22 protein-coding genes and 2 pseudogenes are annotated in these 17,821 nt (G+C 62.1%); 9 read left to right on the top strand and 15 right to left on the bottom strand.

The window, feature by feature from the left end; genetic code table 11:
• Positions 1-186: 186 nt before the first annotated feature.
• Positions 187-1,344 carry a sulfite oxidase gene (locus NKH63_RS00475; protein WP_352592728.1) on the top strand — a complete coding sequence of 386 codons (1,158 nt, stop codon included), beginning with the start codon at positions 187-189 and terminating at the stop codon, positions 1,342-1,344.
• Positions 1,345-1,696: 352 nt separating this feature from the next.
• Here the strand turns inward: NKH63_RS00475 and NKH63_RS00470 are convergent, their stop codons facing one another.
• Entirely contained in the window at positions 1,697-2,572 is an 876-nt protein-coding gene (locus tag NKH63_RS00470) for a sigma-70 family RNA polymerase sigma factor (protein WP_352481657.1), read from the bottom strand.
• 44 nt (positions 2,573-2,616) lie between these two features.
• Positions 2,617-2,928 carry a hypothetical protein gene (locus NKH63_RS00465; protein WP_352481658.1) on the bottom strand — a complete coding sequence of 104 codons (312 nt, stop codon included), beginning with the start codon at positions 2,926-2,928 and terminating at the stop codon, positions 2,617-2,619.
• A gap of 144 nt (positions 2,929-3,072) precedes the next feature.
• On the opposite strand from NKH63_RS00465, the gene NKH63_RS00460 reads away from it, so the two are divergent.
• Together NKH63_RS00460 and NKH63_RS00455 are read left to right on the top strand one after the other, a co-directional pair.
• Positions 3,073-3,438: a VOC family protein gene (locus NKH63_RS00460; protein ID WP_352481659.1), complete on the top strand. Its 366-nt coding sequence runs from the start codon at positions 3,073-3,075 to the stop codon at positions 3,436-3,438.
• A 231-nt stretch (positions 3,439-3,669) separates the two neighbouring features.
• Positions 3,670-3,894: a hypothetical protein gene (locus NKH63_RS00455; RefSeq protein ID WP_352481660.1), complete on the top strand. Its 225-nt coding sequence runs from the start codon at positions 3,670-3,672 to the stop codon at positions 3,892-3,894.
• A 24-nt stretch (positions 3,895-3,918) separates the two neighbouring features.
• On the opposite strand, the gene NKH63_RS00450 is transcribed toward NKH63_RS00455, so the two are convergent.
• From NKH63_RS00450 to NKH63_RS00410, 9 genes and pseudogenes are all read right to left on the bottom strand, one after another.
• Positions 3,919-5,160 carry an MFS transporter gene (locus NKH63_RS00450; protein WP_352481661.1) on the bottom strand — a complete coding sequence of 414 codons (1,242 nt, stop codon included), beginning with the start codon at positions 5,158-5,160 and terminating at the stop codon, positions 3,919-3,921.
• Positions 5,157-6,539 carry an NAD(P)-binding domain-containing protein gene (locus tag NKH63_RS00445; RefSeq protein WP_502896282.1) on the bottom strand — a complete coding sequence of 461 codons (1,383 nt, stop codon included), beginning with the start codon at positions 6,537-6,539 and terminating at the stop codon, positions 5,157-5,159. Before NKH63_RS00445 ends, NKH63_RS00450 begins: the two co-directional genes overlap by 4 nt.
• A gap of 44 nt (positions 6,540-6,583) precedes the next feature.
• On the bottom strand, positions 6,584-6,916 hold the full coding sequence (locus NKH63_RS00440; protein ID WP_352481662.1) for an ArsR/SmtB family transcription factor: 333 nt from the start codon (positions 6,914-6,916) through the stop codon (positions 6,584-6,586).
• 100 nt (positions 6,917-7,016) lie between these two features.
• A pseudogene (arsH, locus tag NKH63_RS00435) lies at positions 7,017-7,704 on the bottom strand (arsenical resistance protein ArsH).
• Between the two features lie 135 nt (positions 7,705-7,839).
• Entirely contained in the window at positions 7,840-8,262 is a 423-nt protein-coding gene (gene arsC / locus NKH63_RS00430; protein ID WP_023722922.1) for an arsenate reductase (glutaredoxin), read from the bottom strand.
• Complete coding sequence (locus NKH63_RS00425; RefSeq protein ID WP_023722921.1) at positions 8,259-8,945, bottom strand: aquaporin; 687 nt, start codon at positions 8,943-8,945, stop codon at positions 8,259-8,261. The genes arsC and NKH63_RS00425 overlap by 4 nt, the downstream gene beginning before the upstream one ends.
• Before the next feature lies 1 nt (position 8,946).
• Entirely contained in the window at positions 8,947-9,453 is a 507-nt protein-coding gene (locus NKH63_RS00420; RefSeq protein ID WP_023722920.1) for an arsenate reductase ArsC, read from the bottom strand.
• Between the two features lie 14 nt (positions 9,454-9,467).
• Positions 9,468-9,800 (bottom strand): ArsR/SmtB family transcription factor, encoded by a 333-nt coding sequence (locus NKH63_RS00415; RefSeq protein WP_023722919.1) that lies wholly within the window; start codon positions 9,798-9,800, stop codon positions 9,468-9,470.
• 347 nt (positions 9,801-10,147) lie between these two features.
• Entirely contained in the window at positions 10,148-10,771 is a 624-nt protein-coding gene (locus tag NKH63_RS00410; protein ID WP_352481663.1) for an NAD(P)H-dependent oxidoreductase, read from the bottom strand.
• A 283-nt stretch (positions 10,772-11,054) separates the two neighbouring features.
• Between NKH63_RS00410 and NKH63_RS00405 the strand changes: the two genes are divergently transcribed.
• Positions 11,055-11,798: an SDR family oxidoreductase gene (locus NKH63_RS00405; protein WP_352481664.1), complete on the top strand. Its 744-nt coding sequence runs from the start codon at positions 11,055-11,057 to the stop codon at positions 11,796-11,798.
• Positions 11,799-11,844: 46 nt separating this feature from the next.
• On the opposite strand, the gene NKH63_RS00400 is transcribed toward NKH63_RS00405, so the two are convergent.
• A complete protein-coding gene (locus NKH63_RS00400) occupies positions 11,845-12,435 on the bottom strand; it encodes a DUF922 domain-containing Zn-dependent protease (RefSeq protein ID WP_352481665.1) in 591 nt (196 codons plus the stop codon).
• A 115-nt stretch (positions 12,436-12,550) separates the two neighbouring features.
• On the opposite strand from NKH63_RS00400, the gene NKH63_RS00395 reads away from it, so the two are divergent.
• A complete protein-coding gene (locus NKH63_RS00395) occupies positions 12,551-13,315 on the top strand; it encodes a pseudouridine synthase (RefSeq protein WP_352481666.1) in 765 nt (254 codons plus the stop codon).
• Between the two features lie 164 nt (positions 13,316-13,479).
• Here NKH63_RS00395 and NKH63_RS00390 read toward each other — a convergent pair whose 3' ends face one another.
• Genes NKH63_RS00390 through NKH63_RS00380 form a run of 3 tightly spaced genes read right to left on the bottom strand, consistent with a single transcriptional unit; the run spans position 13,480 to position 16,028 of the window.
• Positions 13,480-14,190, bottom strand: coding sequence for a hypothetical protein (locus tag NKH63_RS00390; RefSeq protein ID WP_352481667.1), 711 nt, complete (start codon positions 14,188-14,190; stop codon positions 13,480-13,482).
• A gap of 10 nt (positions 14,191-14,200) precedes the next feature.
• On the bottom strand, positions 14,201-15,529 hold the full coding sequence (locus tag NKH63_RS00385) for a tetratricopeptide repeat protein (RefSeq protein WP_352481668.1): 1,329 nt from the start codon (positions 15,527-15,529) through the stop codon (positions 14,201-14,203).
• Entirely contained in the window at positions 15,519-16,028 is a 510-nt protein-coding gene (locus tag NKH63_RS00380) for a hypothetical protein (RefSeq protein ID WP_352481669.1), read from the bottom strand. The genes NKH63_RS00385 and NKH63_RS00380 overlap by 11 nt, the downstream gene beginning before the upstream one ends.
• A gap of 134 nt (positions 16,029-16,162) precedes the next feature.
• Between NKH63_RS00380 and NKH63_RS00375 the strand changes: the two are divergent.
• From NKH63_RS00375 to NKH63_RS00360, 4 genes and pseudogenes are all read left to right on the top strand, one after another.
• Positions 16,163-16,360: pseudogene (locus NKH63_RS00375) on the top strand (pseudouridine synthase); the annotation flags it as partial.
• Between the two features lie 156 nt (positions 16,361-16,516).
• Positions 16,517-16,864: an antitoxin Xre/MbcA/ParS toxin-binding domain-containing protein gene (locus tag NKH63_RS00370; protein WP_254819704.1), complete on the top strand. Its 348-nt coding sequence runs from the start codon at positions 16,517-16,519 to the stop codon at positions 16,862-16,864.
• Positions 16,865-17,506: an RES family NAD+ phosphorylase gene (locus tag NKH63_RS00365; protein ID WP_352481670.1), complete on the top strand. Its 642-nt coding sequence runs from the start codon at positions 16,865-16,867 to the stop codon at positions 17,504-17,506.
• A 17-nt stretch (positions 17,507-17,523) separates the two neighbouring features.
• Positions 17,524-17,811 carry a hypothetical protein gene (locus NKH63_RS00360; protein ID WP_352472174.1) on the top strand — a complete coding sequence of 96 codons (288 nt, stop codon included), beginning with the start codon at positions 17,524-17,526 and terminating at the stop codon, positions 17,809-17,811.
• Positions 17,812-17,821 lie beyond the last annotated feature (10 nt).

Genomic DNA, 17,821 nt, shown 5'->3' with positions numbered 1-17,821 from the left:
CTTGGCATGCGAAACGCGAGCCAGAGTTTCGTCCAACGCTTCACATGCCTGACTTGCGTCGGTGATTGTCTGACCTATCCGGATACTTCCGGATGGGCAGACCTCACATTGTGTCGCCTATCCGTGATCAGGCTACGGCCTAAGGCACGTTGCAGCCCGTTCCGGATCAACTGGGAGGTAAACAACATGCCTGATTTTCAGCGCAGAGAACTTCTTGTTCAAGGAAGCGCGGCTCTTGCCGCAATTGCTGCTCTCTATACCTCGCGTCGGGCTTACGCTTTTCCAACACGGCCGAGCGAGGAAGTTATTCCGTGGCTGGATCAGCCGACCAAAAATCCCGATCCGGTGGGTATCCAGAAGCAGCTTGTCTGGGAGGATTTGGATAGCTGGATAACGCCAAACGACAAGTTCTTCAGCATCTCGCATTTCAACCGACCAACGATCGACGAGAAGACATGGTCGATGGAGATCGGAGGCTTGGTCAAGAAGCCCTTGGAGTTAACGCTCGCCGACATCAGGGCGCGACCGCGGCAGGAGGTCGTTTTCACAGTGGAATGCTCGGGCAACCACGGATTTCCCTTTTTCACCGGCGGCATCGGCAATGCCCGTTGGGCAGGGACGCCGCTCGCCCCGATCCTCGAGGAAGCCGGTGTTCTGGAGAAGGGCATCGAGGTCGTCTTTTTCGGTACCGACACAGGCGAGGTCCCGATACGCGACGTCAAGATGCAGCAGAACTTCGCTCGTAGCATGTCGCTCGCCGACGCGATGAACCCCGACAATCTCCTCTGCTATGAAATGAATGGAGCCGCCTTGCCGGCGGCCAACGGCTTCCCGGTACGGCTCATTGCTCCAGGCTGGTACGGGATCGCCAACGTCAAGTGGCTAAAGCGCATCGAGGTTCGCGATACGCGGTTCATGAGCCTTCTGATGGCCCGTGACTATGTCACCATCCGGGAGGAGGACCACAACGGCGAGACCGTATGGGCCGAGACTTCGGTCGGGCGAGCGCTGATAAAGTCCGCGCCCGCGAAGGTTACCCGGAAAGATTCAGATTACTCCATCATTGGAGCAGGCTGGGGGGCGCCGATCGAACGGGTCGAAGTGCAAATCGATCAGGGGCCTTGGGCACCAGCGACCATTGACCACAGTGAGGAGGCAGAACACGCCTGGAAAATTTGGTCCCTGGATTGGGCAAATCCCTCTCCTGGAGAACACACGGTGACCTCGCGCGCGGTCAGCACCACGGGACAAATTCAACCGGCGATGGACGATCCCTTGATTGCCAAGAAACACACATACTGGGAAAGCAATGGCCAGGTGACGCGCCGCGTGCGTATCGGCTAGCGCATTTTGCAGCCAAATGGAATCATTTGGCGTCCGCATAAATGCGGCAAAACAGATAGTTAGAGCGGGTTACCGGTTCCAGAGAACCGGAACCAGTCTAAGAACTTGCTGCCGTGTGACAATTTGCGTTTGGGTCACCCAGGAGGAGGCTGCCTGATCCGAAAGCTGGCACCGCTCTATATCGAGCATGACGGGTGTAGGCCGTAGATCCTCTTCGCGACGATACCGGTCCCCGAAATCGGGGGCGGAGCCCTTCAGCTTAGTGATCGAGGCGATGGCAGACTTGTCCGGTGGCGCAACCTTGGCCCTGTCGCCTCCGCGCGCCATTTCCGCACCATTTCCAGCGCTCGCCTCACCTCTCCACGGCCCTGATTTCCGCATCGACCAGGCACCACGGTGCATAGCGGAAGTCGCGGATCTGGATGATTTCATCGCCCGCCCATTCAACCAGCACGAAGCCGCGCACGGTGCCGTCGGCCGCCTGCGGGTCGCGGATAAGGATCGCCGGCCTGCCGTCGACGAAGCCGAGTGACAATGCCCAGTCGCTGATACGGTCGTAATTGCCGAAATAGGTCGACGCCTGGGCCTTGCCGCGCAGGCGGACGCGGTTGACGACTTCGAGCCGGACGTCCTCTGCGATCAGTGCCTTGACCGCGTCGAAGTCGCGCGCGTTGAACAGGTCGACATAGCGCCGCAGCCGGCGCTCGTCATCGGCGTCGAGCTTCGGCGCGAGCGCCTGCTCGGGCTGCAGCGCCAGCAGCTTGAGCTGCGCCCGCCCGCGATGCAGCGCGGCCTTGGTGGCGGCGAGCGTCGCGCCGGTCACTTCGCAGGTCTCATGCAGGCTGAGGCCGAGCACGTCGACCAGGATCACGGCGCTGCGCTGCGGCACCGAAAGCTGCATGAAGGCGCGCAGGCCGGTCTGGGCGGCGAGCCGGCTGTCGGCGCTGCCGGAGGGATCCTCGATGACGCTCATGTCGGCCTCGGTCATGCGCGACCTTTCCCGATTGCGCCGCCGCAGATGATCCTGCGCGGCATTGTGGGCGATGCGAAACAGCCATTGCTCCGGCCGTTCGACCATCGCACCGCCGTCGATCGCCTGCAGCGCGTTGATCAGCACCTCCTGAACGATGTCCTCGCCGTCGATCACCGAGCCGGCCATGCGCGCGCAGTAGCGATGCAGCCTTGGCCGCAACCCGACGAGCATCGCCTCCAACGTCGCCCTGTTCATTTTCGGCGTAGCATCCCGTTTCTGCGCGAGCGGCATGGCAGGCGCTATCCCGCCTTCTGACCCGCCAGCATACGGTAATTGCCGATGACTTTGACAGGCGATCGCATTGCCGGGGTCGAACGGCGTTCGGCGTGGTTTTCCGCAAATGCCTTGAAGGCGGCAAGCCCGGTCAGCGCCGACGAATCGCCGTCCTGGCCGACGATGTGGACGAACGAGCCGTCGTCCAGCTCGAGCACGAGATAGCGCACCGTCGGCGGTGCCGCCTCGCCCAGTGCTTCGAACACTTTTTCGACCAGCGCGCGGTTATCTTCCAGGTCGGCTTGGTTCACACCGTATCGAATGAGCGCGTAGTCCATCGTCGTCTCCTGACTGGTTGGTATGAACGAAGGACGACCGGCTGCGCTGAAAAGATTCTCCTTGTGGAAGAATCTTTTCGGTTGCCCGCATCGTCTTTCCCGCGTGGGCGGCTGCGCGGCAGCCATCAAGCAGGAGAGACGACCATGCATATCCAGTTTGCCGAGCTTCCGGTGTTCGACCAGGACCGCGCCAAGGCGTTCTACACCAGGCATCTCGCCTGTCAGGTGCTGGCCGACCAGAAGATGGGCGACGGCGGCTGGCGCTGGATCGAGCTGGCATTTCCGCATGCCGTGACGAACCTGCATTTCATCAGGCGCGCCGACGACGCCCCCGGCGCGGAGCCCGTATTGGTGCTGGTCGACGAAAATGTCGGAGCAATGAGCGCGGCGTTGAAGGCGGGCGGCGTCGAAATCATCACCGAACCGCATGATGCGCCGTGGCAGCCGGGGCGCACGGTGGCGGAGTTTCGCGACAGCGAAGGCAACCGCATGGTCCTCGCCAGCCGATAAGCCACCGGAGCCCTCTGTCCGGCGGGGCATCGTACCTAAGTCCTACCTTCGGCCCGACCATCGGCCGTGCTTCCTTCGTATTATTATTTCGTGACCGCTGCGCGCCGGAACCTTCCCTTGCATCGGGCGTTCGGGCGCTGTATTCGCGATGCCTCATATTTAGGCAGGCGGAGGAAATGCGAATAACGGCGGGTGGCAAAACAAACATGGGCCGGGGAGGAGCATCTTACCATGTCGAACCGTAAAATCGGAATGTCCCCCAGTTTGGGGCTGCGCGTCGCTGACCTCAAATCCAGAATGCAAAGTGCCCAGATTACCGAGCACGAAATCAAGACGTTTCAAAAGGTTGCCGCCATTATGGGCGGCGCCAAAGGCTCACTGCGCCTCGATGCGGACGATCTGATTGCCGCATCCTTCCTTGTCGATCCCGTGGAAGATCTCCCGCTCTCCAGTTGACGGCGCTGAACGCGGGTCGAAATCCTATCGGGTTTGAACCTGCGATTGCCGCCAGCGGAGCATCCGCCAGCCCAGGCCGCATGCGAGGATGACGTTGGCCAGCGCCAGACCAGAAAGCGCGGCCAACGTCCCATGCGGGCCGAAGCGCTCCAGCAGCAATGCGCCGGCCGAGGGTGCCGCCGCCTGGGCGATCAGGCTCGGCATGGCGAGGCGGCCCATCAGCTTCGCGTAGCCGTTCGAGCCGAACAGCGCGAGCGGCAACGTCCCCCGCGCGATGGATTCCAGGCCGATGCCCGCGCCATAGAAGCCGAGCGCCAGCGGGATGATTGGCATGCCGGCCCAGAGCGCCGAAACGCCGATCGCCACAAACGTAACCGAGGCGAACTTGGTCAGGATCGGATGGTGGTAGCGCGCGATGGTCATCTCGATCGCGCGCGCCGCCACCTGGGACGGGCCGACCAGCGCGCCGAGCCCGACGGCCGCGGCCAGCGCCATGCCGCTGCCTTGCAGGATGGTGAGCAGATGCACCGACACCGTCGAGGAGATCACCGCCGCAAGCGTAAGGGTGGCGGCTAGAACGATGATGATCGACGGATCGGGATTGCCTTCGCCGGCCGGCGTCACCTCTTTCAATCCTGGCCCGACCGGCAATCCTGGCCCGACTGCCGGTTGCGGCGCCTCGCGGGGCAGGATCACGAGATAGAGCGGAAGCGCAATCACCAGCTGAAAGACAGCGTAGGCCAGGCAGGTGCCGCGCCAGCCGACCTCCCCAAGAAGCCAGGCCGAAATCGGCCAGCAGATCGTACTGGCAAAACCGCCGAACAGCGTCAGCGTGGTAATGGCGGAGCGCGCGCCGTGGCCGTAGTGGCGCCCAAGCGTCGCGAAAGCGGCATCGTAGAGCCCAGCCCCCATGCCCAGTCCGATGCCCAGCCAGGCTGCGATATAGGCCGCAAGATTAGGGGCGAGAGCCAGCCCGATCTGGCCGAGCCCGATGCATACGGCGCTGAACGCCAGAACGCTGCGGCCGCCATGCCGCTCGATCGACGACCCGACGCGCGGCGAGATCAATCCTGCCGTGAGCAAGCCGAGAGACAGGCCGCCGACAACCCATGCCAGCGGCCAGCCGGTATCGGAGGAGACCGCCGGCGCAATGACCGCTGGAAGATAGTAGGAAGATCCCCACGCCATGATCTGCGTCAGGCCAAGCGCCGTGATGATTGCGCCGCGGCTGCGCAGGATGGTGGGCGAAGGCGCCAGAAGGCTCATTCCGCGACGCCGCAGCCACAGCCGCTTTTGCCGATCGCCTTTGCTTCGGCATCGGCGACACAGCAGGCATCCACCGCTACCGGCGCCGGACCGCCGCAGCAGCCCGTGTCGGCAATGCCGATCCGCGGCACGGTGCAGACGCCGGTCTCCGGCAGCACGAGCTGGACATTGTCGGCGGCCACCATGTCGCCGGCGATCGCCGCGGCGACGGAGCGGACCTGCTCATACCCGGTCAGCAGCAGGAAGGTCGGTGCGCGGCCATAGCTCTTGATGCCGACCGTATAGAACCCATGCTCGGGATGGCTGAGCTCGCGATGGCCGTGCGGCGGCACGTCGCCGCAGGAATGCCCGTTGGGATCGATCAACGGTCCCAGTGCCTTGACGCTTTCCAGCCACGGATCGAGCTCAAGCCGAAGCTCGCGGGTCAGCGACAGATCGGGGCGCTGTCCGGTCGCGGCGATGATGCGGTCGACCGGGCCAATCCGCTGCAAGCCGTCCTTGGTCTGGCCTTCGACGACCAGCCGTCCGTCGGCATCGCGGATCGAAACAGCCGCAAAGCCCGTCACCAGTCTGAGGCCGCCGCTCTCGGCGAGTTCGCGCACTTCGGCGCCGAGTTCGCCGCGTGCCGGCAATTGGTCGGCATCGCCGCCGCCATAGATGCGCACCAGGTCGGTGCCGCGCGTTGTCCAGATGAAGGCCGTGCCGGGCTCCATATCCGCCAGCCTGGCGAGATCCAGCAAGGCGTTGGCGGCTGAATGGCCGGAGCCGGCGACCAGCGTCGTCTTGCCGGCATAAAGGCTGCGGTCGCGGTCGAGAATATCGGGGATGCCGTAGGCGATGCGATCTGCAAATTGCGCTTCGCCTACGGCATGAATTCCGCCGGCGCCGAGCGGGTTCGGCATCTGCCAGGTTCCCGAAGCATCGATGACGGCGCGGGCGCTGTCGCGCCGCGTGCCACTGGCGGTTTCGATCACCAGCATGAACGGCCGGTTTTCGCGTTCCTTGCTCAGCACCTTGTCGGCGCCCCAGCGCGAAATGCCGACGACGCGGGCGCCGGTTTCGACCGACGGTGACAATTGCGGAAGCTTTGCAAGCGGCTCGAGATAGTCCGCGACGAGATCGTTTGCCGTCGGGAATGCCTCGGGCTCCGGTATCCGCCAGCCATGCACCTCGAGCAGGTTTCTAGCCGCCTGATCGACGCAATAGCGCCAAGGCGTGAACACCCGGACATGGCCCCAATCCCTGAGATTGGATGCAACCGCATTGCCGGCTTCGTAGACTTTGACAGGAATACCTTGCGCGATGAGGTGGACCGCTGCCGCCAGGCCGACCGGCCCGGCGCCGATCACCGCAACGGGAAGCCTTTCGATCATATCCATATCTTCCATCCTTCCGGTAGTTTCGAATTACAATGCCAAAAAAATTACGCCGCCGTCTTGGCCGTCGCTTTCACCGATGCCGGCGCACAGGTGGCGTCGGCGCAGCATTCGTCCGCGAGGTATCCGATGAGCCCGTTCATGGCGGAATAGTTGGCCCGGCAGATCAGCGTCGTCGCCTGCCGCTCCTGCGTCACCAAGCCGGTGTCGACCAGCCGCTTGAGGTGATGCGACAGCGTCGAGGCGGCGATGCCGAGCCTGTCCTGGATGCGCCCGACCGGCAGCCCTTCATCGCCCGCCCGCACCAGGGTGCGGTAGAGCTGCAACCGCGTCGGGTTGCCGAGGGCTTCAAGTTGCGCAGCTGCTTTTTCGAGTTTCATGGAAATACCATACTTCCAAGAAGACAGGGCGTCAACGTTTATTTCGAACATTGTCGAATAACCGGGCAATCGCCGTCCCCCTTTGCGCCAATCGTCTGCCTCAAATCGACCGCTGGTTTACCCGTCTGGCAAGCTCTTCCGCGCTTTCGACGCGTTCGGAATAGCGGTTGGTGAGATAGGCGGACCGATTCGCGCAGAAGAAGCGTGAATTTCATCAGCTCCTCCATCACGTCGACTATGCGGTTGTAGTAGGGCGAGGGCTTCATGCGCCCGGCCGCATCGAATTCGTTGAATGCCTTTGCCACCGACGATTGGTTGGGGATCGTAAACATGCGCATCCAGCGGCCCAGGATACGCAGTTGGTTGATGGCATTGAAGCTTTGTGAGCCGCCGGAAACCTGCATGACGGCAAGCGTCCGGCCCTGGGTGGGACGCACCGAGCCCAACGACAATGGCAGCCAGTCGATCTGCGATTTCATGATACCGGTCATTGAACCGTGACGTTCGGGCGAACACCAGACCTGACCTTCGGACCAGAGCGAGAGCTCACGCAGCTCTCTCACCTTGGGGTGATCGGCGGGCGCCGAATCCGGCAGCGGCAGACCGGCAGGGTTGAAGATACGGACTTCAGCGCCAAGCCAGGTCAAGATACGTGCCGCTTCCTCAGTGGCCATGCGGGAATAGGAACGCTCCCGCAAGGAGCCGTAGAGCATCAAGATCCGAGGCTTGTGGGCCGAGGCGGCCACATCGAACAGCGCAGATGCATCGATTGCCGGGAGTTGCTCCATATCTATGTTTGGCAGGGACCCTGCGTGATCGACTGGTTTCATGGCTTCAAAGCTTTCTTATTTCGAGTTTCATCGAAATAGATAGGCGTGATACGTCGTGGCGTCAAAGCAAATTTCGAGAAATGTCGAAATACTCTAGGCGACGCGCTTGCCGCTGGCGTCGACGACGACCTCGCCGTCCTCCTTGGTGAAGGGGCCGATATCCGGATTGGGCAGGATATCGAGCACCGCTTCGGAGGGTCGGGCGAGCATGGTGCCGAGCGGCGTCACCACGATCGGCCGGTTGATCAGGATCGGATGCGCCAGCATAAAATCGAGGATCTCGTCGTCGCTCCACTTCGGGTCGCCCAGGCCAAGTTCGGCATAGGGCGTGCCCTTCTGGCGCAGCAATTGGCGCGGCGTCATGCCCATTGCGGCGATCAGCTCGACGAGCTTTTCGCGCGACGGCGGGGTTTTCAGATATTCGATCACCTTCGGCTCCTCGCCGGACTGCCTGACGATGGCCAGCGTGTTGCGCGAGGTGCCGCAATCGGGGTTGTGGTAGATGGTGACGGTCATTGCGCAGCTTTCATCTGTCCGACTGGTTTCGGTTGGGCGAGCAGCCACCCTGCCAATCCCATGGCGAGCAACGCGCCCAAAAGTTCGGCGGCGATGAAGCCCGGCAGATCGGCGGGGCGGATGCCGGCAAAAGTGTTGGAGAACGCTCGGGCGATGGCGACGGCCGGATTGGCAAAGGATGTCGACGCGGTGAACCAATAGGCGGCGGTGATATAGAGCCCAACCAGCCAAGGGATAGAATCCGGGCGGGAACGCAGGCCGGCAAGGATGGTGAAGACCAGCCCGAAGGCGGCGACCAGCTCCGCAATCCATTGGCCGCCTCCGGTCCGCACCGTCGCCGACACTTCCAGGATCGGCAATTCGAACATTGCATGCGCCAGGAACGTTCCAGCGATGCCGCCGGCAATCTGGGCGGCGACGTAGGCCAGCGCTGCGTTCGTTTCGATTTCACGCCGAAGCGCGAACACCAGCGTCACCGCCGGGTTGAAGTGCGCTCCGGAGATCGGCCCGAATATGGCGATGAGCACGACCAGGATCGCCCCGGTCGGCAAGGTGTTGCCGAGCAGCGAGACGGCGACATCGTTGCTCAGCCTGTCAGCCATGATGCCGGAACCGACCACGGTGGCGACCAGCAGAGCCGTGCCGAGGGCCTCGGCAACAAGGCGCCGGGAAAGCTGAACCACCTCAGCCGGCCTTCGGCAGATTGCGGCCGATCTCGTCGAGGCGCTTCTGCAGCGCAAGTCTGTCGACCGCATTGATCGGCAGGCTGACAAAGATCGAAATTCGGTTGTTGAGCATGCGGTAGGCTTCGGCGAAGGCGAGATGCTTTTCCGCCTCGGTGCCTTCGACGGCTGCAGGATCAGGTACGCCCCAATGCGCCGTCATCGGTTGCCCGGGCCAGACCGGACATGATTCGTTGGCGGCATTGTCGCAGACCGTGAAGACGAAATTCATCTCTGGGGCACCCCGCTCCGCAAACTCTTGCCAGTCTTTCGAACGGGCGAACGACGTGTCGTAGTTGAGGCTTTTCAAAAGCTGAAGGGCGTAAGGATGAACCTCTCCCTTCGGATGCGATCCAGCCGAATAGGCCTTGAACTTGCCTGCGCCGACGCGGTTCAGGATCGCCTCGGCGAGAATCGACCTTGCCGAATTGCCGGTGCAGAGAAAAAGAACATTGTATGGCTCGCTCATCGCGCACCTCCCTTCTAGCAGTTGCAGGTCACAGCCTGGATCACAGGCTGGCAAAGTTCCGGCGCGCCATTGCAGCAGTCCTCCATCAGGTAGGCCAGCAGATCGCGAAAGCCGGCCATATCGGCGAAATAGCGCACGCTGCGGCCCTCCCGTTCGGTCCGCACCAGGCCGGCATGCGACAGGATCTTGAGATGGGCCGACATCGTATTCGGGAACGCGGCGAGCCGCGAAGCGATCTCGCCCGCCGGCACGCCGTCGGCTCCAGCCCGCACCAAAAGGCGAAAAACGTCCAGCCGGGTTTCCTGGCCGAGCGCGGCAAGCGCCGAAAGGGCGAGTGTCTTGTCCATAATTCCAGGATTCCAGAAATGGCGAAGAGAGTCAACGCGCCTCTGCCAGCGACCCAAGGCAATCTCTCAGTTTTGAATTCGCCCTCTAAGCGTTTGCGTTGCCCCTCACCTGCCTGCCGGCATCCTCTCCCCGTATAGTGACGGGGAGAGGGGCCTCGTCATCGGTGATTTCGCCAAACATCGGCGGTGCAGAAACGACGCCAACGCTGCGGCCAGCCCCTTCTCCCCGTCACTATACGGGGAGAAGTGCCCGGCAGGGCGATGAGGGGCGGCGCCGACTTGTATAATTGATCGTATCCGACACATCGAAGCGATGCCAGCAGCCCTCGGCGGCTCGCTCGACCAAATCAGCCAGGCACCGTGGCGGCAATGGCATCAGCGCGGCCAAGACCGGCAACCGCTTTCCTGACCCGCTGCAGATGCGCCTGGCGTCCGGCGGCCGAGACGCTGTCCATCCGGTAGAGCGCCAGGAATTTGGTCCGGCATAGTGGATGGCAGACGGAGCGGAAGCCGCGCAGCAGGGTCCGCCGGCCGGGCTGTCCCATGATCCACGACATCAGCGGCGTGGCGCCACATGTGGTCATTGCCATCACCCGGCGTATGTGCCGCAATTTGGGCCGCGGGCCGCGTCGTGCCGTCGGCATCTCGAAAGCGAAGCCCGGCACCAGTACACGCTCCAGCCAGCCTTTCAGCATCGCCGGAAGGCCATACCACCAGGTCGGATAGATGAAGACGACCGCCTCCGCCCAGAGCAGCTCCTGCGCATGTTCGTGCACCGGTTGCAGGTTCGCCGCCTTGTCGTGGTAACCGCGCCATTCCTGCGTGCGCATGACCGGATCGAAGCCGGTCGCATAGAGGTCGAGCAGGTGGACCTGGTGGCCGCTTTCGGCAAGCGTCTCCAGCACCGTGTCGCGCACCGCGCCGCTGAAGCTGTCGGCGCAGGGATGGCAATGGACGACGAGGACCTTCATCTGGCGCTCAGACCTGTCGGTCGCGAGAGGATCGCGGGGGTGCATGCAAGCGTCGCATGCAAACAAGCCACCCGCAGACGTAGTCGATCAGCTGTTTTCATGCGAAGCCCCGCAGCCCCCATATCAAGACGCAACACCTCCGGTCGCGTCAAGGCCCGTTCATGCGCAGACGTGGGCTTGCTGGGGCCAAAACCCTAACGGTGGATTCGGTTTTTCGATCAGCATTGTTCCAGAAAGCCGGCGCCCTAGCTTCAGGGCGGGTCCAAAGCGTCAGGAGAAAAAGATGCAGACAGGAAAACTGAGCGGCAAGATCGCCTTGGTGACTGGCGCCTCTTCCGGCATCGGCGAGGCCACCGCCCTGGCACTGGCGGCAGAGGGCGCCACGCTGGCGATTGCCGCGCGGCGCGCCGAGCGCCTGGACGACCTGGCGAGGCGGATCCGTGAGACCGGCAGCGCGGCACTGCCGATGACGGTCGACGTCACCGACGAGGCGCAGGCCTCGGCCATGGTCGAACGGGTCGCGCGTGAATACGGCCGGCTCGACATGCTGCTCGCCATTGCCGGCGTTGGCGTCGCGGCGCCGTTCCGCAACACGACGCCGGAAGAGTACCGCCGGATGGTCGACGTCAACATTCTCGGGCTGCTCTATCCGATCCATGCCGCACTGCCCACGATGCAACGGCAAGGCGCCGGCCACATCGTCGTCGTTTCCTCCGGCACCGGCCGTTACATCCACCCTTCGGTGGTCTATTCCGGCACCAAGCACGCGGTGAGCGCGATGGCGGAATCGCTGCGCCGCGAGATCGGCAAGGACGGCATCCGCGTCACCTGCATCGAGCCTGGCGCCGTCAAGACCGAGTTCACCCAGAATATGCGCGCCGATGTGCGCCAGGCGGTCGAGCAAAGGCTGGGCGACATGGAGCAGCTGGAAAGCCAGGACATCGCCGCCGCGATCCTCTACGCGGTGACGCAGCCGCCAAGGGTCAACGTCAACATCCTGACGCTCTATCCGACCGAGCAGGCGTGAGGGCCGCAAAGGTGGTGCCCTGCGCCGCCCCCGCAGCCCTGCAGCGTCATCCGCCGGTCATCAGCGTGAACACAAGCTGCCGCAGCTTGCCGCCTGGGCCGAATTCGACCCGGTCGAAATCGCGGCTCGCCTGCCGTTGTGCCTGGGAGATTCCGGCGAGCCGTCTCGTCACTTCGATCCTGATCTTGCTGCAGCCACGGTCATCGGCGACGGTCAGGCCAATGATGGCCGCCTCGATCTTGTGCACCATGTCGACGATGCTGGCGCCGTGCACCTTCTCGTGGGCGGCGAGGCCGGCTGCGAAAACCTCCCAGTTCTTCTGGATTGCGCCCGGCAGCCGCGCGGCCGGCTTCGGCAAGGTGTAGGTAATGATCAGCTTCGGTCGCGCCGACACCAGCACGCAGGCGTCGCCTTGCGGCTGGTAGTCCCTCACCCAGGTCAGCTTGAAATTGGTATGCGCGATGACGCGGCGTTCGCCGAGCAGCGGTCCGCGCCCGCCGATCGAGGCATAGAGCTCCGGGCCGGATTGCCCTGAGATGGCATAGGTCTCGACCTTTTCGACTGCCTGCCAGCCGGCATGCGCCGGCGATGTCGGCAACAAGGCGGGCAGCAGGCAAAGGCGAATGGCTGTTTTCATGCAAGTCCTCGCAGCCGCTGCGCACGACGCAAACGATATGCAGTTCCCTTCCGTGGACATAGCCGGCGGCCGGCTATAGTGGGATGCTCGTATACAAGAATCCACAGGCAACATCATGTCGCCGCGACCGAACATTGCCCGGCAACGCCCTGCCCCCGGGGCCCAGCCTCCCGGCGTCAGCCTCTGTCGCGCGCTGTCGAAGCTTGGCCTGTGCTCGCGCAAGCAGGCCGAGCTTCTGGTTTCCGAGGGGCGCGTGCGGGTCGCCGGCAAGATCGTGCGCAACGGCTCGATTCGCGTCGATCCAGGCCGCGATCGCATCGAGGTCGACGGCCGCCGCGTCGCCGCCGAGCGCAAGGTCTATCTGATGCTCAACAAGCCGCGCGGGCTGGTCACCACCCGTGACGACCCGCAGGACCGCGGCACCGTCTATGATTGCCTGGCAGGCCTCGACCTGCCTTTCGTCTCGCCCGTCGGCCGCCTCGACAAGGCCAGCGAAGGCCTGCTGTTGATGACTAACGACACGCGCTTCGCGCAGCGCCTGCTCGATCCCGCCTCGCATGTCGCCAAGACCTATCACGTGCAGATCGGTGCGCTGCCCGACGAGGCCATGCTGGCGCGGTTGCGCGCCGGCGCGACCGTCGACGGCGAATTGCTGACGGCTCGGTCGATCGAGCTGCTGCGCGGCGGCACCAGCACCGCCTGGCTGGAAATCGTGCTCGACGAGGGCCGCAACCGCCATATCCGCCGGCTGCTCGGCGCCCACGATATCGAGGTGCTGCGCCTGGTGCGCGTTGCGATCGGCCAATTGCAGCTCGGCGAGCTTGCCAAGGGCAAGGCACGCCATCTGAGCGCCGAAGATCTGGCGCTGCTTCAGGCCTGAACTGCTGGCGGCGACTCGACAGTCAGCCAACTGCCAGTCGAAGCCCACGTGACGCAGCAAGCGGCGCGGGCGGACAAGGGTCGCTTTCGACTCCTGGCGGATATTCCTGACCGACCGCTCACACCGGTTCGACCGATATCAATCTCTGTCGGTATTACATTCCGTCAGCACACAACAGATCGCAGCCGGCGGCATTGATTTTCTGCATAAATATCTTGAGCGATTCTTGGGCAGGCATGGGAAGCTGGCCAACCGACGGGACAAACAAAATCGATCAGAGCCTGGCGATGGTCTGGAGAGATGCTCTGCGCGAGATAGGGACCATCTGTTCTCAGCGATTCAACAAGAACTATCTTGTTCCCCTCCTTCAGAGCCGGGTCAGCCAGAAAAATTGAGGCGCCACGAAACATTTTCTCTATGCCTCCTCGAGCTTTGGCTCCGTTGGCGCGCAACATTTCGGCAGCGTTAGGTTGGTGCGCTAGGAAATCATTGAAAGCTAGCTGGGAAGCGGCAGCAGCCCGAATCAAAAGCGCTAATGACTGCGTAGCTTCATCCTGCAGAGGCAATGGGCTATTTTGGCTATAGAGCGCGAGTAGCGACCCACTTCTGTCCATTACGAAAGACAGTGCTTCCAGGTCGCCCTCATCGTATGGCGGCGAACCTATCAAAGCCTCGCCGTCCCAAATCTTGTGCAGTAGATCCCGGTCCGTTGGATCTTCAAGATTTGGCAATTTGCCTTCAATCCGGCGCTGCTGCAAAAGTTCATCGAACTTGGCGAACAAATCCTTCGCATAAGCCGGGCCTGTTGGCGGAACATGGGCGTGCGCCCATGTGGCAAATAGGATTGCAAAAATCGAGCACGCCGAACGTTTCATGGCCGTTCCTTTACTTGACTACCTTCAGAGGGCGACGGCGTTGTGCAATCAAGGCCAGGCGATAGTCGATATTGTCGATCGGAGCGCCACGCTCCTTTGCTTCGAGCAGAAATTTGCGAGCCTCCTCGAACCTCAGCAAGCGCTTCTCATACAGAACCGCCAACGCCAACCGATGGCACCAGTCTGCTGGCTCCATTTCAATTGCGTGCAACAAGGCCTTTTCTGACTCGTCGTACCGGTCTGTCAATTCGCGAAGAAAAATACCGTATTGATTATAGGTCCAAGCTGAAAAACCCGAGAGTCCGAACACCTTGTCGAACGCCTTTTGAGCCTCTATGGGCGCGTCTGTTTCGAACGCCATCAGAGCGGCCAGATTCTCCCACACCTTAACATAGTCCGGCTTGAGTTTGATCGCGCGCTGATACGCCGTTTTGGCGTCGGCGAAACGGGCCAGATGATGATGATAAACAAAGCCGAGATTGAACCACGACCATGCGTGCTCCGGATCGATTTCAACGCACCGCAGCGCAAGTTTCTCAGCTTCATGGTAGCGGGCGAACCGGCGACGGAGCAGTCCCGACAATTTCCCTGTCGCCCAGCGGTAGCGTGGATCGATTTCTATTGCCCGGCGATAGGCCTTTTCAGCCGACAAATAGTTGCCGATTTCATCGAGCATTAGCCCAAACGATGCCCAGGCGACGCAGGCATCTTCTGTGATTGCATCGAGGCGGCATTGCTTGAATGACTGATAGCTGGATTCCGCTATCTCGCGCGCCGAGTTACCAATGCGATGCGTGTCGGCAACGCAATCCCAGATGATCGCGTTGCGCGGGTGCGCGGCTATTCCCCGTTGCAAGGCGGCCAAAGCCAGCTGCGGCGTTTCCATTTTGTCGCGCAGGAACAAGGCAAGCAGGATATAGTCCCGCCCGGTGTGCACCTCGCCCTCTGCGCGCGTAACGTTCTCGGCACATAAGTCAGGGAGATTGAGCTTCTTGAACTGCTGAGCGAAGAAAAGGCTCGTCTGCGCGCTACGGTGCGTATCGATTTTCCACCGCTCGTAGAAGGCATGGACGCTCGCTTCGCTCAAAGCCATAGTCGGCCCTTCGGCAACTCCGCAAAACCAGACAAAATTGTCGACAAATCGCCAAAGCTGTTCCCTGTCGGATACAGCATCAATTGCCCGCAAGAGAACCGACACCGCGGTGTCCAGGCTGCTTTCCTCGGCCTCCAGTTCGACAAGCCCTGTCCAGGGATCGAGGTTAGCGGGATCACGCTCTATCTTCGCAACCAACGTCTCGCGCGATTCAAATTGAAATGTAAGGGGTTCATCAGTTGTCATTGTCGGAAGAAGCCTTGGCTTTGCCGCACTGGGCCAGCACCTTGCCGATGGCGGCGGATGAGCCGGCAAGCGGAAAGCTGTTCTCGCCATATTTGCCCGAGGCGACCGTGACCTCGCCCTTGGAGCGCAGCAGGGCCAACAGCGGGTCGGTGCTGCTCAATTCCACGGTGAAGGTGTTGTACATTTCTTCGAGTTGAAGCGTCTTGGTCACCGCCTTGCCGCCGGCCTTGAACGCGAACGAAGCGATGCCGGGTTCCAGTTGCGGACCGCTGTCGCCCAAATCATAGCTCAGCGTCGGCTTGCCGAAACAGACCAGCGTCAGCTGGGCGCCGCCATTCGATCCGCCGCAGACCGACGCCATCAGCACTTTGCCGCCCTCCTCTTCCTCCAGTTTCGCCGTCCAGCCGCACGGCGCGGCAAACGCCGGCTGCGCCGCTTGCAGGACGACCTGAGCGGCGACGCAACCCGCCACGACGAATTTCGCCAATCCGCTTCGCATGATCTTCCCTTCCCAAGTCATCGAACCATCGTCGGCCACGTGGCATCAAGGACTATACAAAACAAATTGTCCCGTGGCATTACCGGTGACAGGGCGCTGTAGCAATTCAGGCGATTGATTTTCGATCGAGTGGAAGCGGCACCAGCACCGCCTGGCTGGAGATCGTGCTCGACGAGGGCCGCAACCGCCACATCCGCCGGCTGCTTGGCGCCTACGATATCGAGGTGCTGCGCCTGGTGCGGGTGGCGATCGGCCAATTGCAGCTCGGCGAGCTTGCCAAAGGCAAGGCACGCCATCTGAGCGCGGAAGAGCTGGCGCTGCTTCAGGCCTGAGCGACCAGACACTGGAGGCCCCTCGAACCGAAGCGGCAATTGACATTTGCATCTCTGTTTCATATTTTCCATTTGTGAAACCGAAATGCGCCGATGCAGTCAAAGTGTCAGGTTGACACGCATGCGCGAAGCTGGCTTGGAAGCCGGAGAGAAAACATGGCTACGGCGTTGCGGGCGGTTCCCAGATTCCTGGACGAATTGGGCACGTTTGGCGGTCTCAAGGGAACCGATATTGCAAACATCACCGACGTGTCCAAGGCCACGGTTTCGAGGTGGAAGGCCGGCGACATCAAGCCCCAGCCGCGCAGCGAGCTCATTCTGTCGGACCTGCACTATATCGTCGGCCGTCTGCAGGAGTTCTACGAGCCAAGCGATATCCGCACCTGGCTTTACGCTCGCCACCCGCAATTGAACGGCGAAAGAGCAATCGATCTCATTCACGACGACCGTGCTCTCGACGTGCTCAAAGTCATCGATCGGCTTGAGAACGAGGTCTTTCTCTAGTTGGCGATCGCCGGGCGGAAACGACGCGATAGCCGGCTCATCGACGCTATCGAGGCAATAGTTCCGGTCGAATACTCCGGAATGGTTTGGCGTGTGGTGCGCCAGGGCCGCAGCCCGGTTCAGTGCTCGAGTTCCGGCGGCCGTTGGGACGATGGAACGTTCGACGTGCTCTACACCTCGCAAGAGCGCGAAGGTGCCTTGAGCGAGATGAGATTCCACCTGACGCGGGGGCAGCCAGTGATCCCTTCGCGTGTCAGATACAATCTCTTCGAGATCGATCTTGCTTTGGACCGGACGCTCAGACTGCTCGACCTGGCAGCCTTGCAGACCCTTGGCCTCGACACCGCGCGCTACGGGCAGCTTTCGTATCAGGAAAAGCACGCCGAATATCCGAGGTCGCAAGACATCGGCGAGGCCGCGCATTTCCTCGATTATGACGGTCTGATCGTGCCCAGCGCGCGATATGATTGCCTGAACGTCGTCGCGTTTTGTGATCGGCTGCCGGCCGGAGCGATGACGATCAGAACCGATCACGGGGAAATTGCCTGGGCAGCGGCGGCCCCGCTGCCATCCATCCCCCGCACGGGTGATGCGGCCAACGGAAGTGGCGCGCTAACATTGCCTCCAAGTGCAGAGGTCTAACGCGCAAGGGAGGATCCATGCGTATGCTCCGACTGATACCGACGCTGCTGGCGCTGCTGGCCGTCTTGCCATTGAACGCTGAAGCGACCACGAAGAAGTACCCTAAGGGCCACGGCACGAATTGCGCCGAGAAGGACCAGGCGTGCCAGAAGAAATGCCAGGCTGTGCCGATCGACTACAACAGCGTCAAATCCATCCAGGGGCGCAACGAATGTCTGAATAATTGCACCATCGGCTACGATCAGTGTCTCGGGGCACCCGCCCGAATCCAGGAACAGACAATCCAGGAGGACGCCGCGCAATAGAAGCCCGCCA

The sequence above is a fragment of the Mesorhizobium sp. M0960 genome, assembly GCF_040319055.1.
Taxonomy (GTDB): Bacteria; Pseudomonadota; Alphaproteobacteria; order Rhizobiales; family Rhizobiaceae; genus Mesorhizobium.
The sequence above is the reverse complement of the archived record's forward strand: the minus strand, read 5'-3'. Positions and strand labels throughout refer to the sequence as shown.

Bases quoted from the DNA above. Each gene is read 5' to 3' on its own strand.
- NKH63_RS00475 (WP_352592728.1), top strand. From the start codon at position 187: ATGCCTGATTTTCAGCGCAGAGAACTTCTTGTTCAAGGAAGCGCGGCT.
- NKH63_RS00470 (WP_352481657.1), bottom strand. From the start codon at position 2,572: ATGAACAGGGCGACGTTGGAGGCGATGCTCGTCGGGTTGCGGCCAAGG.
- NKH63_RS00465 (WP_352481658.1), bottom strand. From the start codon at position 2,928: ATGGACTACGCGCTCATTCGATACGGTGTGAACCAAGCCGACCTGGAA.
- NKH63_RS00460 (WP_352481659.1), top strand. From the start codon at position 3,073: ATGCATATCCAGTTTGCCGAGCTTCCGGTGTTCGACCAGGACCGCGCC.
- NKH63_RS00455 (WP_352481660.1), top strand. From the start codon at position 3,670: ATGTCGAACCGTAAAATCGGAATGTCCCCCAGTTTGGGGCTGCGCGTC.
- NKH63_RS00450 (WP_352481661.1), bottom strand. From the start codon at position 5,160: ATGAGCCTTCTGGCGCCTTCGCCCACCATCCTGCGCAGCCGCGGCGCA.
- NKH63_RS00445 (WP_502896282.1), bottom strand. From the start codon at position 6,539: ATGGATATGATCGAAAGGCTTCCCGTTGCGGTGATCGGCGCCGGGCCG.
- NKH63_RS00440 (WP_352481662.1), bottom strand. From the start codon at position 6,916: ATGAAACTCGAAAAAGCAGCTGCGCAACTTGAAGCCCTCGGCAACCCG.
- arsC (WP_023722922.1), bottom strand. From the start codon at position 8,262: ATGACCGTCACCATCTACCACAACCCCGATTGCGGCACCTCGCGCAAC.
- NKH63_RS00420 (WP_023722920.1), bottom strand. From the start codon at position 9,453: ATGAGCGAGCCATACAATGTTCTTTTTCTCTGCACCGGCAATTCGGCA.
- NKH63_RS00415 (WP_023722919.1), bottom strand. From the start codon at position 9,800: ATGGACAAGACACTCGCCCTTTCGGCGCTTGCCGCGCTCGGCCAGGAA.
- NKH63_RS00410 (WP_352481663.1), bottom strand. From the start codon at position 10,771: ATGAAGGTCCTCGTCGTCCATTGCCATCCCTGCGCCGACAGCTTCAGC.
- NKH63_RS00405 (WP_352481664.1), top strand. From the start codon at position 11,055: ATGCAGACAGGAAAACTGAGCGGCAAGATCGCCTTGGTGACTGGCGCC.
- NKH63_RS00400 (WP_352481665.1), bottom strand. From the start codon at position 12,435: ATGAAAACAGCCATTCGCCTTTGCCTGCTGCCCGCCTTGTTGCCGACA.
- NKH63_RS00395 (WP_352481666.1), top strand. From the start codon at position 12,551: ATGTCGCCGCGACCGAACATTGCCCGGCAACGCCCTGCCCCCGGGGCC.
- NKH63_RS00390 (WP_352481667.1), bottom strand. From the start codon at position 14,190: ATGAAACGTTCGGCGTGCTCGATTTTTGCAATCCTATTTGCCACATGG.
- NKH63_RS00385 (WP_352481668.1), bottom strand. From the start codon at position 15,529: ATGACAACTGATGAACCCCTTACATTTCAATTTGAATCGCGCGAGACG.
- NKH63_RS00380 (WP_352481669.1), bottom strand. From the start codon at position 16,028: ATGCGAAGCGGATTGGCGAAATTCGTCGTGGCGGGTTGCGTCGCCGCT.
- NKH63_RS00370 (WP_254819704.1), top strand. From the start codon at position 16,517: ATGGCTACGGCGTTGCGGGCGGTTCCCAGATTCCTGGACGAATTGGGC.
- NKH63_RS00360 (WP_352472174.1), top strand. From the start codon at position 17,524: ATGCGTATGCTCCGACTGATACCGACGCTGCTGGCGCTGCTGGCCGTC.